We start from the raw sequence: 14,491 nt of genomic DNA on the forward strand, positions 1-14,491 counted from the left end.
CCGGGGCTTCGTTCACCGTGCCACCAGGTACAGGCCGCCCAGAACGGCGATGACCGCACCGATCGCCGTCACGACGATCGAGCCGGTGGTCAGGTACAGCGTCCCGGTGCCGACCATGATCCCCTTGATCACGTCCAGCGCGACCGTGATCCGGTTCTTCCCCGGCTGACGTGACCCGTTGGCCTTGGACGGATTGGCGCTCTTGCTCATCTCAACGGGTCCTCTCGTCCCTCGCGGCGGCCACCGGTCCCAGAAAACCCCGTAACAACTCCGGTCGGCCGGTCGACTCTTCCGGTACTGTGCGTACTTCACGGTAAGGACGGCAGGACACGGAACCGCCCGGCCACCTGGAACCTTTCGTGGCCATGTGTGGTTTCTCTCCGCCGGAGCCCGGCCGACGCTCGCCGACCGTCGCCTGGGCTTGCCCAACGTCGTCGGCCCTGGCCGCCGAAGCCGCCCGGCTTCACCACCGGAGGAACCGTGACCGACCCGTCAGGCTCGCGGCACGACCCTTCATCCACCGCGGCGACGGAGATCGAAGCAGCGCTGCGCTGGCTGGCGACCAGACGGCACGCCCAGCCACTCGCCCTCCTGCAGCACGCCGTCAGAGACCCGAGAAGCGAATCGGCGGTACGGCTCGAGCCCCTGATCGCGCCCACCGCTGCGCTGGGCGGGAGCGCGCCGGAGGTGCGGGCCCTCGCCGTCTGGGGCCTGATCATCCACACGGTGAACCGGATCGGCTCGAACGGGGAATCGCGACGCCGGAACGCCCTCCACGCCGCATTCCGCCTGGAGCGACGGGCCGAAATCACCGAACCGTGGAAGTCGACACTGGAAGCCCGGTTCAGCCAACTACTGGCGTTGCCGGGTGTCTTCGGCGATCCGCGACCGACCACGACGACACCGATGCATCGTGCCTGGCGAGACGGCGTGGCACAGAAGCTGGCCCCGATGATCCGGGACCACCTCGTCCGGCTCGCCGGAGATCCCGGCGGCTGGGAGCCTTACCTGGCCCTCGCCCGCTCAAGGGAAGCCGGCTTCGATGACAAAGCTCCAGCGGCCGATACATGGTCGGCGGACCCGACGGCCGGCTTCCGTTCGCCCACCGACGGCGCCCAGCCGGTGTTTTTGATACTGTTCGTCACCACCGTCTTCATGCGGCACAAGACCGCTTACCGGCGCATCACCGAACGACTGGTGACCGCACGGGAAGACGGTGTCGACGGGTACTTCGCCCGGGCCCTCACCGGTTGGTCCGATCATCCTTCCAACATCCCAGTCCGACCCCTCTGGAACTGCCGCCTGGACGACCCGGTACTCTCTCGCACCGGGGAATCGCTGGTCACAAAACTGCGATTCCCTCGGCCTTTGCTGCGGAACGAAAGTCATTTCTTCGTCTCCGAGGCAATCGATGATCACATCACGGAGGAACGGCGCTGGGTCAACGTCGAGGTGGATCACCACGGCATCGCACCGGGACGCCTTCTCCACGGGCACGTTCCCGTTTCCGGCCTGACCATCCGGATCAGATTCGACGACGCGGAACTGCCTGCGGCGTGCTGGTGGTATGCCGAACAAACCGAGCGACAGCGACTCACACCACCCCCTCGGGGTGACCCGCGTAGGCTGCCGATCGCCGATGGCAACGTGGAACACACTTTTACGGGACGTTGCCACCCCCGCGACAACTACGGCGTCGCTTTCTCCTGGCCGGCTTCTTGATTCGAACAGGGGCGCTCGCGCCCAGAGAGGACCTCAATCAATCATGAATGACAAAGGCACGAGCAGCAGCGGCGGCGGCAACACCGGAAACTAGCCGCAAGTCGACACAAGACCGCAAAGGCCACCCCGGAGAAGCTGCGGGGTGGTCTTTGTCAATGACAGGATCACAGCGGGAAACAACTCGAACATGAGCCGCCGGCCGATCGATCGGATGGCGAATATCCGCCATGCCGGATCGATGTCGCCGACTTGCCGCCAGCCGCAGGGAATCACCCCGGACACCGCTGGACGACACCGTTGTCATCTCAATCCACCTCGTGACCGCGAAGCATCGAGCCCGCCGCGACCGGTCTTCCGGCCCTTGACCACCGGGCGAGACCGACCTAAAGTCAGCGTACCCCGGATCATGTTAACGTTAACATGCGCTGGTCCCCGACGCGCCCCCGAAGGAACCGACAACGATGAAGTTGTTCTCCCCGCGCCGTTTCGGCGTTGTGCTGGCCGTCGCGGCCGCACTCGTGCCCCTGGGCAGCACCGGTGCCGGTGCCGCGCCGCCCTCCGACACCGGCACCGCTCTGCGCGCCGCCGCCAGCGCCCTCTCCGTGCCCGATATCGACGATGTCCGCGGCAATCTCACGCTGCCGGGCGCCGGGCCGGACGGGACGAAAGTCAGCTGGACGTCGTCCGCTCCCGGGGTCATCACGCCGACGGGTGAGGTGACCCGGCCGCCGACCGGCGCCGCGCCCGCGAAAGTCGTCCTGACCGCGAAACTCAGCCGGGACCGCGAAAGCACCACGCGGAAGTTCACCGCCACCGTCGTCCCCAAGCCGGTCCAGGAACCCTTGGCCGGCTACAGCTTCTTCTACTTCACCGGCGAGGGCACCTCCAACGGCGAGCAGATCTACTCCGCCCTCAGCAAGGGCAACGACCCGCTGAACTGGAGCGAGCTCAACAACGGCCAGCCCGTCCTCAAGTCGAGCCTCGGCGAACTGGGCGTGCGCGACCCGTTCATCCTGCGCTCGCCCGACGGCGACAAGTTCTACCTGCTGGCCACCGATCTGCGGATCTACGCCGGCCGCGGGTGGGACGCCGCGCAGCGGACCGGGAGCCGGTCGATCATGGTCTGGGAGTCCACCGACCTGGCCCACTGGTCGCGCCAGCGCAGCGTGCAGGTCTCGCCGCCGACCGCCGGCAACACCTGGGCGCCGGAAGCGTTCTGGGACGCCAAGCGCGGCACCTACGTCGTCTACTGGGCGTCGAAGCTCTACGCCGAGAACGACCCGAACCACACCGGTGACTCCTACAACCGGATGATGTACGCGACCACGCGCGACTTCGTCACCTTCAGCGCGCCGCAGGTGTGGATCGACCCGGGCTACTCGGTGATCGACTCGACGGTCATCAAGAACCAGGACACCTACTACCGCTTCACCAAGGACGAGCGCAACAACACCTCGTCGACGCCGTGCAGCAAGTTCATCACCGAGGAAAAAGCCACCGACCTGCTCGACCCGCACTACGGCTTCGTCGCCGACTGCATCGGCAAGGCCACCGCGACCAGCCCCGGCCTCTCCGCAGGCGAAGGACCCACCGGGTTCAAGTCGAACACCGAGAACAAGTGGTACCTGTTCATCGACGAGTTCGGCGGCCGCGGCTACGTCCCGTTCGAGACCACCGACCTGAACTCGGGCCACTGGACGATGTCGGCCGGCGCGCACCTGCCCGCGTCGCCGCGGCACGGCACCGTCCTGCCGGTCACGCAGGCCGAGATGAACCGGCTGAGCGCGCCCCCGGCGCCGGTCAAGGCCGACGCGAAGGGCCTGGTCGCGCACTGGCCGCTCGACGCGAAGTCGGGCACGGTCGCGACCGACACCACCGGCCACGGCTACGACGGCGCCCTGGCCGGCGACGTCAGCTGGAGCGACGGCTCGCTGGCCTTCGGCGGCAAGAACGGGCATGTCCAGCTGCCGAACAATCTGCTGACCGGCGCGCCGGCGGCGACCGTGTCGGCCGACGTCCTGGTCGATCCGAACCAGCAGACGCCGTACTTCCTGTGGGGCCTGGGCAACACGGCGAAGGACGGCACCGGCAACGGCTACCTGTTCACCACCGGGGGCACCGCGAGCGGCGGGTTCCGCGGCGCCATCGCGACCGGCAACTGGACCACCGAGCAGGGGGCGGACGCCGGCGGCGGGCTGCCGCGCGGGGTGTGGAAGAACGTGACCCTGACCGTCGGCGACGGCGTCGAGGTGCTCTACCTGGACGGCGTCGAAGTGGGCCGCAACGCGAACGCCACCATCAAACCGTCGGACCTCGGCGGCGGCGTCACCGCGGCGAACTACCTCGGCCGGTCGGTGTACGCGAGCGACAAGACGCTGACCGGCAAGATGAAGGACGTGCGGCTCTACGCCCGGGCGCTGTCCGGGACCGAGGTCGCCACGCTCCCGTCGAACAGCACCGCGATCCGCTCGGTGCAGCTCGACGCGCTCAAGACGCCGGCCGTGGTCGACTCGGGCGCCGGGACGGTCGTGCTACCGGTCAAGCCGGGCACCGACCTGCGGCGGCTCGCGCCGAAATTCACCCTCGCGCCGGGCGCGACCATCAAGCCGGACAACGGAAAGCCGGTGAACCTCAGCTCGCCCAAGCAGTTCACGGTCACCGGCGCGGGCGGCGACCGTCGCGTGTGGACGGTCGAGGCGCACGAGACCCGCAGCCCGGTGCTGCCGGGCTACAACGCCGACCCGAACATCGTCGCGTTCGGCGACACCTACTACCTGTACCCGACCACCGACGGCTTCGACGGCTGGAGCGGCACGAAGTTCTCCGCGTGGTCGTCGAAGAACCTCGTCGACTGGAAGGACGAGGGCGTCATCCTCGACCTCGGCAAGGACGTCGGCTGGGCGGACAAGAACGCCTGGGCGCCGACCATCGCCCAGCACAACGGCAAGTACTACTTCTACTTCTGCGCCGAGGCCAAGATCGGCGTCGCGGTGAGCGACTCCCCGACCGGGCCGTTCGTCGACTCCGGCAAGCCGCTGATCGCGAAGAACCCCGACGGCGGCCAGGCCATCGACCCGGCGGTGTTCATCGACCACACGGGACAGCCGTACCTGTACTGGGGCAACGGCAACGCCTACGTGGTCCCGCTGAACGACGACATGGTGTCCTACGACCCGGCGAAGATCACCCGCCTGACCGGCCTCGACGGCTTCCGCGAAGGCCTGTTCACGGTGGAACGGAAGGGCACGTACTACCTCAGCTGGTCCATCGACGACACCCGCAGCCCGGACTACCGCGTCGGCTACGCCACCGCGCCCAGCCCCACCGGGCCGTTCACCAACCGCGGCGTGCTCCTGAGCAAGGACGCCCACCTGGGCGTCCTCGGCACCGGGCACAGCTCGATGCTGCAGGTGCCCGGCACCGACGACTGGTACCTCGCGTACCACCGCTTCGGCATCCCGGGCGGCGACGGCACCCACCGCGAAACGACGATCGACAAGCTGACCTTCCGTCGCGACGGGACGATCGCCCCCGTCGTCCCGACCCTGGAAAGCGTGCGGCCGCAACGCATCCCCTGGCACTGCGGAGGTGTCCGCTTCAGCTGAGCGTCACCCCACCTGATGAGACGGAGATCACGAGCGGCGGTGTTTACCCCAGCTTGGCCGGGGTAAACATCCGCCGTTCGGGTTGCTTCAGCTGCTTCCGCCTCAGGAGTCGTTTGATGACCAGCGTCCTGACCGACGGCCTCGAGAACTCCCGCCCGGTCCCCCGGCCGCGGCGCCGTCCGGTCTCGCACGACGCCCTCGCCGAGCTCGCCCGCCTCGCCGCGCTGGCCGAGCTCGCCCACACCGTGTCGCCGTCGCTCATGCACCAGGCGATCCTCACCGGCACCAGCCCCGCGGCGGTGGCCGCGGCCGCGAAGATCGACGTCGCCGAGGCCCACGTCCGCTGGCACACCTGGGCGGACACCGCGGTGGGCCTCGACGAGTACCTGCGCGTGCACGCCGCTTTCGCCGCCGCCGTCATCGCCCGGCACGACGCCGTGGAGGAGGAGCTGTGCCCGTGACGACCACCGAAACGACCTTGGCCGACCTCGCCGCGCTCGAGAAGGCGGCGAGCGAACTGCTGGCCGAGATCACCGAGCAGCTGGCGGCCGCCGCGGCCCGGCGGTAGGCCCGTTCGAATTTGAACACCGGGTACCGTGGTGGCATGGGTCGTCCACGGTGGCTGAGCGACGGGGAACAGCGCGCCTGGACCGCTTTCCGCACCACCTACACCCTGCTCCACCAGCGGATGGACCAGCAGCTCAAGCGGGACGCCGGCCTGTCCCACCTGCAGTACGAAATCCTCGCCCGGCTGGCCGGCGCCCCGGACCGCGAGCTGCGGATGGCCGAGCTCGCCTGCGCCGTGTCCAACTCCAAGAGCGGGCTCACCTACCAGATCGGGCAGCTGGAACAGGCCGGGCTGGTGCGCCGCCGCGCCTGCGAGAGCGACGTCCGGGCCGTCTACGCCGTGCTCACCGACGAGGGCGCGGCCCTGCTGGAGCGAGCCGCCCCCGGGCACGTCGCCCTGGTCCGCGAGCTGCTGATCGACGTCCTCACGCCGGAGCAGCTGGACGCGCTGGCCAACGGGCTCGGCGAGGCGAACCGCCGCATGCTCGCCGAAGGCGATCCCTGCTCCTGAGTGAACTGCGTCACTTTCGCCGCCGAATCCCGGTGATTCGCCGAACCCGTTCCGCCCGGCCCGTGAAGAGCCGATGACACTGGCCGGAGCGAAAGGCGGGCGATGACCCCGGAAGACACCGATGCCGACGACGACGCGAGCGTGATCGCGCGGTCGCGGCAGCAGCCGAGCCTGTTCGCCGTCATCTTCGACCGGCACTCGCGGCACATCCACCGCTACCTGGCCCGGCGGCTCGGCCCGACGACCGCCGACGACGTCCTGGCGGACACCTTCCTGATCGCGTTCGACAAGCGGGCGAAGTTCGACCTCGCCCGGTCCGACGCCCGGCCGTGGCTCTACGGGATCGCCACCAACCTCGTCGCCCGGCAGCGGCGGACCGAGGTGCGCGAACTGAAGCTCCGCCTCGCTGTCGGGCCGCCGCCCGCCGAAGAGGGACACGCCGACCGGGTCGCCGACCAGGTCAGCGCGCAGGCCCTCGGGCAGCGGCTCGACCGGGCCCTGGCCGCGCTGCGGCCCCGGGAGCGGGACGTGCTGCTGCTCGTCGCCGCCGAGGGACTCGGCTACCAGGAAGTCGCCGACGCGCTGGCCATTCCCGTCGGCACCGTCAAGTCCCGCCTCAACCGGGCCCGCGGCCGCGTCCGCGCCGAGCTCGGCCGCCTCGACCTCGTGAAGGAGACCTCCGCTCATGGATGACCTGGACCTGATCCGCGAGCGCGCGGAAACCGTCGGCTTCGCGTCGCCGGAGCACCTCACCCCGGCCCGGGAGCGGCTGCTGGCCGCGGCCCGCGGTGAACGGCGGCGCCGGCCGGGCCGGCTGTTCTGGGCTGCCGGTGCGTCGATCGGCCTGGCCGCCGCGATCACCGGCGTCGTCGCGCTCGCCCCCGCCGAGCAGGTCGGCATCGGGGCCGGCGTCGCGCACGCGGACCCGGTGAAGGTGCTGACCGAAGCGGCGAGCGCGGCGCTGAAGGAGCCGGCCAAGCCGCCGCGGCCCGACCAGTTCCTGTACGTGCGGACGGAGGAGCCGGAACACCACGTCCGCGAGGTCTGGTTTTCGGTCGACGGCACCCGCGACAGCCTGATCGGCGGCTTCAAGGAAGGAGGCTGCCGCAACGGCAAGGCGCCGATGTACGGCACGAACGATCCGCGCAAGGAAGGAATGCTCGAGGACTGCGCGCCCCGGTCGGTCTACCGGACGGACCTGCCGACGACCGCCGACGCGATGCTCGCCTACCTCGAGGCCCAGGCCGGCGACCGGAAGGGCGACGTCAACTCCATGGGCAAGGACGTCTACCACCTGGCTTACGAGCAGGTTCTCCCACCGGCGTCCTACGCGGCGCTGTTCGAGGCGGCCGCGCGGGTGCCGGGCCTGACGGCGCTCGACCACGTCACCGACGCCGCCGGCCGCCCCGGCGTCGGGATCACGTGGCCGGTGTCCCCCGGCTCGAGCCCGAAGGCGACGCCGGTCGTGCTGGTCTTCGACGCGAAGACGTACCAGTTCCTGGGCACGCCCGAAACCGCCGTGACGGTGAAGACGTTCGTCGACGAGGTGGGTCAGCGTCCCTGACGGGCCGGTTGAGTGCCCGGCCGCCGGGCACTCAACCATTCCGCGCTCCCATCCGTGCATTCAGGTGTGAGGACACCTTCGGATCGACGGCGGCTCTTCCGCGCGCGAGCCATGACTACCGGGCTCCTGGCCGGGGCCGGGCTCGCGTTCGCCCACACCGTGACCGGCGTTCCGGCCGCAGGACCCGTGCTGGCCGCGGCGACCGGCGGGTACGGCGTGGGCGGCACGACGGCGCCGGTGACCACCACTCCCCCACCACCGGCGCCGAACCCGGTCCTGCCCTTCAACGCGAAGCTGACGTCCGAGGACATCCCCGTCCCGGGCGGCGGTGTGCGCAGCGGCGCCTGCAGCGGCTCGCTGGTCGCGCCGCAGTGGATCGTCACCGCCGGGCACTGCTTCCACGACCTGAAGGACGCCCGGATCGGCGGGAAGCCGCCGTACACGATGACCGTGACCGTCGGGCGGCTGAAGGACACCGATCCCGGCGGGTACACGACCGAGGTCGTCGACGTCCGGCAGTCGCCGGTGAACGACCTCGCGGTGGCGAAGCTCGGCCGCCCGATCGAGGACATCGCCCCGGTGACGCTGGCCGACCGGCGTCCGGCGATCGGCCAGCAGCTGCAGTTCGCCGGCTGGGGTTCGCATTCGGCGACCGTGCTCGGCCCGTCCGACCACCTCAAACGCGGGCGGTTCCGGGTGTCGGGCCTCGGCCAGGCGACCCTGGAGGCCCAGCCGGTCGGCACCCGCACGGTGGAGAACGGCCCGTGCCCGGAGGACTCCGGCGGCCCGTTCTTCGTGTCGGACGACGACCGCGGCGGGACGCTGGTGGGCATCGTCAACACCGGGCCGCCGTGCCCCCAGCCGGGGCCCGAGACGATCGCCAGGGTCGACGTCGTGGCGGACTGGATCCGCGAACAGACCGGGTGATCGGCAGGTCCGGGTCGAACCCCATGCCGGTGAAGTGGCCGGCCGGCTCGAGCGAGAGCACATCGAGGGCGCCGGCCCGCACCGCCTGGCAGCTGGGGGGTCGTCGTCGCGGTCGCGCTCAGCCGGCGTGCCCGATGACGAATGCCGTCAGGAAGCCGATGGTGGCCAGGAGGCCGGTGTAGAGCTCGGTCCGTTCGAACGCCTCGGGGATCATCGTGTCGGCGATCATGGCCAGGATCGCCCCCGCGGCCACCGCCGTGATCGCGGCGACGGTCGCGGGAGACGCGGTCCGCAGCAGCAGGTTGCCGACCAGGGCGGCGATCCCGCTGGCCACCGCGATGCCGGTCCACACGCCGAAGACGTAACGGGCACTGCGCCCGGCGGCCTTCATGCCGGCCGCGCTGGAGAGCCCTTCCGGGACGTTCGAGATGAACACGGCCGCGAGCACGGTGACGCCGATCCCGCCGCCGCCGAGCAGGGACACGCCGAGCACCACGGATTCCGGGATGCCGTCGAGCAGCGCGCCGACCGCGATCGCCGCCCCGCTGCCCGCGGTGTCCTGCTCGGACGGCTGCTGGTCGCCGGAACGCTTGCGGTGCCGGGCGCCGCGGCGCGCGAGGAGCACGTTGATCAGGACGTACACGGCCGCGCCGCCGAGGAAACCACCCGCGGTGGGGCCGAGCCCGCCGGCCTGCTGCGCCTCGTCGACCAGGTCGAAGGCGAGCGCGGAGATCAGCACCCCGGCCCCGAAGGCCATGATCCCGGCGACCACCCGCCGCGAGACGCGCACCCACCACGCCACGGCGGCGCCGACCACGAGCGCGGCCCCGCCGACGAGGCCCCACAGCCCCGCCTCCACCCACTGCGGCACGAAAACCACCTTTCACCGGCACCGGAAGTCACCGACGAACGGACTACCCACTGTGGCCACGGCCGAACACGCAGGGTCCTGAGGTGCGCGGACATTTCGAGAGGGTGTGGCGCGCGTCACGGAATGCCCGGCGATCTTCGGCGCTACACACAGGAGTAAGCGTTCGTCCACAAGGGAGGGCCATGTCCGCCACCACCACTCCGGAAGAGTCCGCCACCGTGCCCGTGCTGGAGGACTTCGACTTCCCGCTCACCGACGGTGCCGCGTGCCGCATCGACGACCCGGACTGCGAAGCCTGCCAGTGAAACAGGCTCCGGCCACGGCGTCAGCGCACGTGGCCGGAGCCTGAGCACCGGAGGTGGGGACCTACACGTGCATGGCCAGCCACAACGCCATCCAGGCGAGGCACGCCAGCGCACCCCCGACCCCGAAGGCGAGCAGTACGCGTCGCAGGGCGGCGGTGACCCCGGCCCGGCCTGACATCTCGGTGATTCCCGCTTCAGCCATGGCCCCGTGATGCCCTCGTCCGCGCGACGCAAACATCGGGGTCAGCCCGCGTCCCCCGATTCACCCATCACGAGACCCTCGATCGTGTGCTTCTGCGTGATCGGCCGGAGGACGTCGACGACCGGGCAGTCCAGGTGGGCGCGCACGGAGTCCGGCAGTGCCGCCCAGAACCCGTGGGTCACCGCCGTGTCGTGGCGGGCGTCGTTGCCGGCGCCGGGCGCGTCGAGGCCCAGGACCAGGACCGGGCGCGACCGGGCCGAGTGGTTGGCGGTGCCGCGGTGGACCGTCAGCGCCGAGCGGATCGAGATGTCCCCCATCTTCGGGAACTTGCGGGTGGCGAGCTCGCGGTAGCGCGGGTAGGTGTCCCTCGGCGGGAACATGCCGTGCTCGAACGCGCTGCCGTCGTCCCAGTGGGTGCCGGGCGCGATCTCGAAGGGCCCCATGTCCGGCTCGGTGTCGACCGCGGTCACGTTGACCGCCAGCGACGTCAGCCTGCGGTCGCGCGCGGTTTCGGCGGGCATCGGGAAGTCCCGGTGCCACGGCTGGTCGACCGCGCCCGCGAGCGGGACGTCGAAGCCGACCTCGACGATCCGGTACGCCGGCCCCAGCACCGACTCGGCGACCGCGGTGATCCACGGGTGGGTGACGAGGTCGGTGAACCCGCGCAGCTGCTCCGGGTGGATCTCGACGTAGAAGCGGTTCGGGCCGCGGCCGACGGCGCCGTCCGGCCGGGCGCGGGCCTCGGCGAACGCCGTGTCGATGTCTTCGCCGAGCCGCCGCACCCAGTCGCGGGTGAACGCGCCGGGCAGGCCGATGATGCCGTCGGCGTACAGGCGGCCGGTCAGCGCCGCGAGTTCGGCCGCGGGCAGCGGGGCGGGGACGGTCTGGTGCGCGGTCATCCTGACCTCCAACGTGGGAACGACGGCGTGGCGACGCCAGTTTGCAACGTGGCATGCCACGTTGCAAGAGGTACGATGCGGCGGTGAACCCGAAACTGCGCGACGTCGCCGAGCACGCCGGCGTGTCGGTGCGCACGGTGTCCAACGTGGTCAACGGGTTCCGCTACGTGGCCCCGGCGACCCGGCAGCGGGTGCAGGCGAGCATCGACGCGCTGGGCTACCGGCCCAACCTGGCCGCCCGGACGCTGCGCCAGGGCCGGACCGGGCTGGTCGCGCTGGTGATCCCGGAGATCGACTCGCCGTACTTCGCCGAGCTCGCCGCGCGGACCGTGCGCGTGGCCGGCGCCCGCGGCCTGACGGTGCTCATCGACCAGACCGACGGCGACGCCGAGCGCGAGAAGGAGCTGCTGCACGGCAAGCGCAGCCAGCTCGTCGACGGCGTCCTGTTCAGCCCGTGGGCGGTGGCGCCCGCGGAGCTGGCCGCGCGGACGGACCCGGTCCCGCTGGTGCTGCTCGGCGAGCACGACGGCACGGCCGGCGTCGACCACGTCGCCATCGACAACGTCGCCGCCGCGCGCGAGGCCACCGCGCACTTGCTGGCGTCGGGCCGCCGTCGCGTCGCGGCGCTGGGCATCCAGCCGCGCTCGCTGAACGCGACCGCCCGCCAGCGGCTCGCGGGCTACCGGCAGGCACTGGCCGAAGCCGGGCTGCCCGCCGAGCCGGAGCTCGAAGTGCCGGTCGGGCGCCTGCACCGGGCCGACGGCCACGCGGCGATGCTGCGGCTGCTGGACGCCGGCGCCCCGCCCGACGCGGTCTTCTGCTTCACCGACGAGCTGGCACTGGGAGCGCTGCGGGCCGCGGCCGACCGCGGCGTCGCGGTGCCGGAGTCGGTGGCATTGGTGGGCTTCGACGACATCGAAGACGGCCGCTACAGCGTGCCGGCCCTGACCACGGTGTCACCGGACAAGGACGGCATCGCCGAACTCGCCCTCGACCGCCTGGCGCGCCAGGCGGCGGAGCCGGCACCCCCGCGGTCCATCGTCGCGCCGCACCACCTGGAAGTGCGCGAGACGAGCTGAGTGTGCGGCTCAGGCTTCACCGGGTAGCCGCCCGGGCCGGGCCGGCAGAACCACCGCGGCCCGGCCGCAACGTCCCCGTGTCGACAAGGCGACCCGGCTCGGCCACCGGCGGCGTGCGGGCAAGGCCGGCCCCTCAGGAACGGGGGAAAACGGTGCCGTCGAACAGTTTCCGGGCGGTGCGGATCACGACCGACCGGCGGACGCGGGACCCGTCGAATTCGATCGCCACGGCGAGCTTGCCGCTCGGGTGCTCGATCTGCACGGGTCCGCGACCGGTTTCGAGCAGCTCGTGGCCGACGGCGCCGTCGAGCAGCAAGGCCGTGACGACGCTGACGCCCCCGAGCACGCCGATCGAGGGGTGCGGCTTGACCGGGATGAAGGTGCGGGTGCAGATGGCGCCGCCGTCGCGAGGCGCGGCGACCAGCGTGGTCTTCGGGACCGAGCTGCCGCGGACGTCGCCGAGGCCCATCAGCTTCCCGGCTTCGACGCGCAGGGCGTCGATCCGTTCGGCGAGCCGGGGGCCGGCGAGCTCCTCGACCGGCTCGTACCCGGTGATGCCGAGGTCTTCCGCGCGCGCGACGACGACCGGCATCCCGTTGTCCACACAGGACACTTCGACGCCGCCGACGTCGTCGCGGACGTGGCCGGTGGGCAGGAGGCTGCCGCAGACGGATCCTTCGGTCCCGGTGAAGTCCAGCTCGACCGGGGCGGCGGTGCCGGGGACGCCGGAGATGACTGTGCTGCCGCGGTAGTCGACTTCGCCGTGGGGTGTCGCGAAAGTCGCCACGGCGATCGAACCGGTGTTGAGCAGCCGCACGCGGACGGTGGTGCGTTCGGGGCCGGCGGGCACGAGCCCGCGTTCGACGGCGAACTGCCCGACGCCGGCCAGGAGGTTGCCGCACGTCTGGCGGTCGGAGACGGTGGACTCCTCCACGCCGAGCTGCAGGAAGAGGTAGTCGACGTCGTGGCCGGGATCGGTGGCCTCCGAGACGATCGCGACCTTGCTGGTGACCGGCTGGGCGCCGCCGAGGCCGTCGATCTGGCGCGGGTCGGGGGTGCCCATGATCCGCAGGAGCAGGTCGTCGCGGGCGGCGGGGTCGGCGGGCAGGTCGTCGGCGAGGAAGTAGGCCCCCTTGGAGGTGCCACCGCGCATGAGCATGCAGCGCACGCCGGTCATGCCTGCTCCTTTTCGTATTCCTCGGCGGTCAGGTAGCGGACGCCGAGGGCTTCGAGCTTTTCGCGCAGGCCGTAGCGGTCGAGGCCCAGCTGGCCGTTCGCGAAGGCTTCCCTGGCCTCGGCTTCCTTTTCCAGCCTGGCCTGGGCTCGTTCCAGTCCATTTTGGACGTCTTCGCGCCGGACGCGGAGGACACCGTCGTCGTCGGCCAGGACGGCGTCACCGGGCCGGACGAGCTGCCCGCCGACGACGACGGGCACGTTGACGGCACCGGCGGTGGCCTTGACGGTGCCCTGGGCGCTGACGGCGGCGGACCAGACGGGAAAGCCGAGCGCCCGCAGATCGGCGACGTCCCGGACCCCGGTGGTGGTGACCAGCCCCCGCACCCCGCGGCGGCGCAGCGCGGTGGCGAAGAGCTCGCCGAAGAGACCGTCCCGGTTGGGCGAGGTGGTGGTGACGACGAGCAGGTCGCCTTCGCGGCACTGTTCGACGGCCGCGTGGATCATCAGGTTGTCCCCGGGCCAGCAGAGCACGGTGACGGCGGTACCACCGACCCGCGCGCCCGCCTGGATCGGCCGCAGCTCCGGCCCGAGCAGCCCGGACCGGCCGAGAGCCTCGTGAACGGTGGCGACGCCGTAGTCCGCGAGACGGGCAACCTGACCGAGGTCGGCACGCGGCGGATCGGTGACGATGACGGGCTTCATACGGCCACCGTACGATCCGGTAGACGAAATTGTCAACAATTTTGGCGGCGAGGTTGGTGGATGCCTGAAGGCTCGGCAACCGACGCTCCAGGTACGCGAACTGACCCTCGGGATACGTGAGCCGACCCTCTGGGCACGAGCCCAGCGGTGCGGGAGGGCGAGGCGAGGCGAAGGCGGGGCGGGCGGGCGGCCGGTGCCCTGCGCCGGCCGGCCGGCGCAGGGCCGCGGGCATCGGGCCGCGGGCATCGGGCGCCGGGCACCGCGCGCCGGGCGCCGGGCGCAGGCCGCAGGGCGTCGGGCGCAGGGCGTCGGGCGCCGGGCGCGTCGGGCGCCGGGCACCGGGCACCGGGCACCGGGCGCA

General features: G+C 71.4%; 15 protein-coding genes. 9 read left to right on the top strand and 6 right to left on the bottom strand.

The genetic code is table 11. From position 1 onward, the window contains the following. Positions 1-12: 12 nt before the first annotated feature. Positions 13-210, bottom strand: a complete 198-nt coding sequence (locus tag AB0J55_RS15130; RefSeq protein ID WP_364248107.1) for a hypothetical protein — start codon at positions 208-210, stop codon at positions 13-15. A 270-nt stretch (positions 211-480) separates the two neighbouring features. On the opposite strand from AB0J55_RS15130, the gene AB0J55_RS15135 reads away from it, so the two are divergent. The 7 genes from AB0J55_RS15135 to AB0J55_RS15165 all read left to right on the top strand — a co-directional run bounded on the left by AB0J55_RS15135 (position 481) and on the right by AB0J55_RS15165 (position 8,896). Beyond that, on the top strand, positions 481-1,722 hold the full coding sequence (locus AB0J55_RS15135) for a hypothetical protein (protein ID WP_364248109.1): 1,242 nt from the start codon (positions 481-483) through the stop codon (positions 1,720-1,722). Positions 1,723-2,183: 461 nt separating this feature from the next. After that, complete coding sequence (locus AB0J55_RS15140; RefSeq protein ID WP_364248111.1) at positions 2,184-5,327, top strand: family 43 glycosylhydrolase; 3,144 nt, start codon at positions 2,184-2,186, stop codon at positions 5,325-5,327. Between the two features lie 116 nt (positions 5,328-5,443). Continuing rightward, entirely contained in the window at positions 5,444-5,788 is a 345-nt protein-coding gene (locus AB0J55_RS15145; RefSeq protein WP_364248113.1) for a hypothetical protein, read from the top strand. A gap of 143 nt (positions 5,789-5,931) precedes the next feature. Beyond that, positions 5,932-6,405 carry a MarR family transcriptional regulator gene (locus AB0J55_RS15150; protein WP_364248115.1) on the top strand — a complete coding sequence of 158 codons (474 nt, stop codon included), beginning with the start codon at positions 5,932-5,934 and terminating at the stop codon, positions 6,403-6,405. Between the two features lie 102 nt (positions 6,406-6,507). Further along, positions 6,508-7,098 (top strand): RNA polymerase sigma factor, encoded by a 591-nt coding sequence (locus tag AB0J55_RS15155; RefSeq protein WP_364248117.1) that lies wholly within the window; start codon positions 6,508-6,510, stop codon positions 7,096-7,098. Then, positions 7,091-7,969, top strand: coding sequence for a CU044_5270 family protein (locus tag AB0J55_RS15160; RefSeq protein WP_364248119.1), 879 nt, complete (start codon positions 7,091-7,093; stop codon positions 7,967-7,969). Before AB0J55_RS15155 ends, AB0J55_RS15160 begins: the two co-directional genes overlap by 8 nt. A gap of 111 nt (positions 7,970-8,080) precedes the next feature. Next, entirely contained in the window at positions 8,081-8,896 is an 816-nt protein-coding gene (locus AB0J55_RS15165; protein WP_364248121.1) for a trypsin-like serine protease, read from the top strand. A gap of 118 nt (positions 8,897-9,014) precedes the next feature. Here the strand turns inward: AB0J55_RS15165 and AB0J55_RS15170 are convergent, their stop codons facing one another. Then, positions 9,015-9,767, bottom strand: coding sequence for a ZIP family zinc transporter (locus tag AB0J55_RS15170; RefSeq protein ID WP_364248123.1), 753 nt, complete (start codon positions 9,765-9,767; stop codon positions 9,015-9,017). Between the two features lie 182 nt (positions 9,768-9,949). Here AB0J55_RS15170 and AB0J55_RS15175 point away from each other — a divergent pair, with 182 nt between their 5' ends. Next, positions 9,950-10,072: a hypothetical protein gene (locus tag AB0J55_RS15175; RefSeq protein WP_255410324.1), complete on the top strand. Its 123-nt coding sequence runs from the start codon at positions 9,950-9,952 to the stop codon at positions 10,070-10,072. 61 nt (positions 10,073-10,133) lie between these two features. Here the strand turns inward: AB0J55_RS15175 and AB0J55_RS15180 are convergent, their stop codons facing one another. Next, positions 10,134-10,274: a hypothetical protein gene (locus tag AB0J55_RS15180; RefSeq protein ID WP_364248125.1), complete on the bottom strand. Its 141-nt coding sequence runs from the start codon at positions 10,272-10,274 to the stop codon at positions 10,134-10,136. Between the two features lie 41 nt (positions 10,275-10,315). Further along, positions 10,316-11,173, bottom strand: a complete 858-nt coding sequence (locus tag AB0J55_RS15185; protein WP_364248127.1) for a phytanoyl-CoA dioxygenase family protein — start codon at positions 11,171-11,173, stop codon at positions 10,316-10,318. A gap of 83 nt (positions 11,174-11,256) precedes the next feature. Here AB0J55_RS15185 and AB0J55_RS15190 point away from each other — a divergent pair, with 83 nt between their 5' ends. Then, entirely contained in the window at positions 11,257-12,252 is a 996-nt protein-coding gene (locus tag AB0J55_RS15190) for a LacI family DNA-binding transcriptional regulator (RefSeq protein ID WP_364248129.1), read from the top strand. A 133-nt stretch (positions 12,253-12,385) separates the two neighbouring features. Here AB0J55_RS15190 and AB0J55_RS15195 read toward each other — a convergent pair whose 3' ends face one another. Both AB0J55_RS15195 and AB0J55_RS15200 read right to left on the bottom strand, forming a co-directional pair. Continuing rightward, on the bottom strand, positions 12,386-13,429 hold the full coding sequence (locus tag AB0J55_RS15195; RefSeq protein ID WP_364248131.1) for a 4-oxalomesaconate tautomerase: 1,044 nt from the start codon (positions 13,427-13,429) through the stop codon (positions 12,386-12,388). Next, the gene (locus AB0J55_RS15200) at positions 13,426-14,130 is read right to left on the bottom strand and encodes a 4-carboxy-4-hydroxy-2-oxoadipate aldolase/oxaloacetate decarboxylase (protein ID WP_364248133.1); all 705 of its coding nucleotides are present in this window, start codon (positions 14,128-14,130) and stop codon (positions 13,426-13,428) included. The genes AB0J55_RS15195 and AB0J55_RS15200 overlap by 4 nt, the downstream gene beginning before the upstream one ends. Between the last annotated feature and the right edge of the window lie 361 nt (positions 14,131-14,491).

Source organism: Amycolatopsis sp. NPDC049688 (genome assembly GCF_040674975.1).
In the GTDB taxonomy this organism is placed as follows: Bacteria; Actinomycetota; Actinomycetes; order Mycobacteriales; family Pseudonocardiaceae; genus Amycolatopsis.

What these genes read in the sequence shown, in the direction of transcription:
- AB0J55_RS15130 (WP_364248107.1), bottom strand. Translation starts at nt 210, where the DNA reads ATGAGCAAGAGCGCCAATCCGTCCAAGGCCAACGGGTCACGTCAGCCG.
- AB0J55_RS15140 (WP_364248111.1), top strand. Translation starts at nt 2,184, where the DNA reads ATGAAGTTGTTCTCCCCGCGCCGTTTCGGCGTTGTGCTGGCCGTCGCG.
- AB0J55_RS15145 (WP_364248113.1), top strand. Translation starts at nt 5,444, where the DNA reads ATGACCAGCGTCCTGACCGACGGCCTCGAGAACTCCCGCCCGGTCCCC.
- AB0J55_RS15150 (WP_364248115.1), top strand. Translation starts at nt 5,932, where the DNA reads ATGGGTCGTCCACGGTGGCTGAGCGACGGGGAACAGCGCGCCTGGACC.
- AB0J55_RS15155 (WP_364248117.1), top strand. Translation starts at nt 6,508, where the DNA reads ATGACCCCGGAAGACACCGATGCCGACGACGACGCGAGCGTGATCGCG.
- AB0J55_RS15160 (WP_364248119.1), top strand. Translation starts at nt 7,091, where the DNA reads ATGGATGACCTGGACCTGATCCGCGAGCGCGCGGAAACCGTCGGCTTC.
- AB0J55_RS15165 (WP_364248121.1), top strand. Translation starts at nt 8,081, where the DNA reads ATGACTACCGGGCTCCTGGCCGGGGCCGGGCTCGCGTTCGCCCACACC.
- AB0J55_RS15175 (WP_255410324.1), top strand. Translation starts at nt 9,950, where the DNA reads ATGTCCGCCACCACCACTCCGGAAGAGTCCGCCACCGTGCCCGTGCTG.
- AB0J55_RS15180 (WP_364248125.1), bottom strand. Translation starts at nt 10,274, where the DNA reads ATGGCTGAAGCGGGAATCACCGAGATGTCAGGCCGGGCCGGGGTCACC.
- AB0J55_RS15185 (WP_364248127.1), bottom strand. Translation starts at nt 11,173, where the DNA reads ATGACCGCGCACCAGACCGTCCCCGCCCCGCTGCCCGCGGCCGAACTC.
- AB0J55_RS15195 (WP_364248131.1), bottom strand. Translation starts at nt 13,429, where the DNA reads ATGACCGGCGTGCGCTGCATGCTCATGCGCGGTGGCACCTCCAAGGGG.
- AB0J55_RS15200 (WP_364248133.1), bottom strand. Translation starts at nt 14,130, where the DNA reads ATGAAGCCCGTCATCGTCACCGATCCGCCGCGTGCCGACCTCGGTCAG.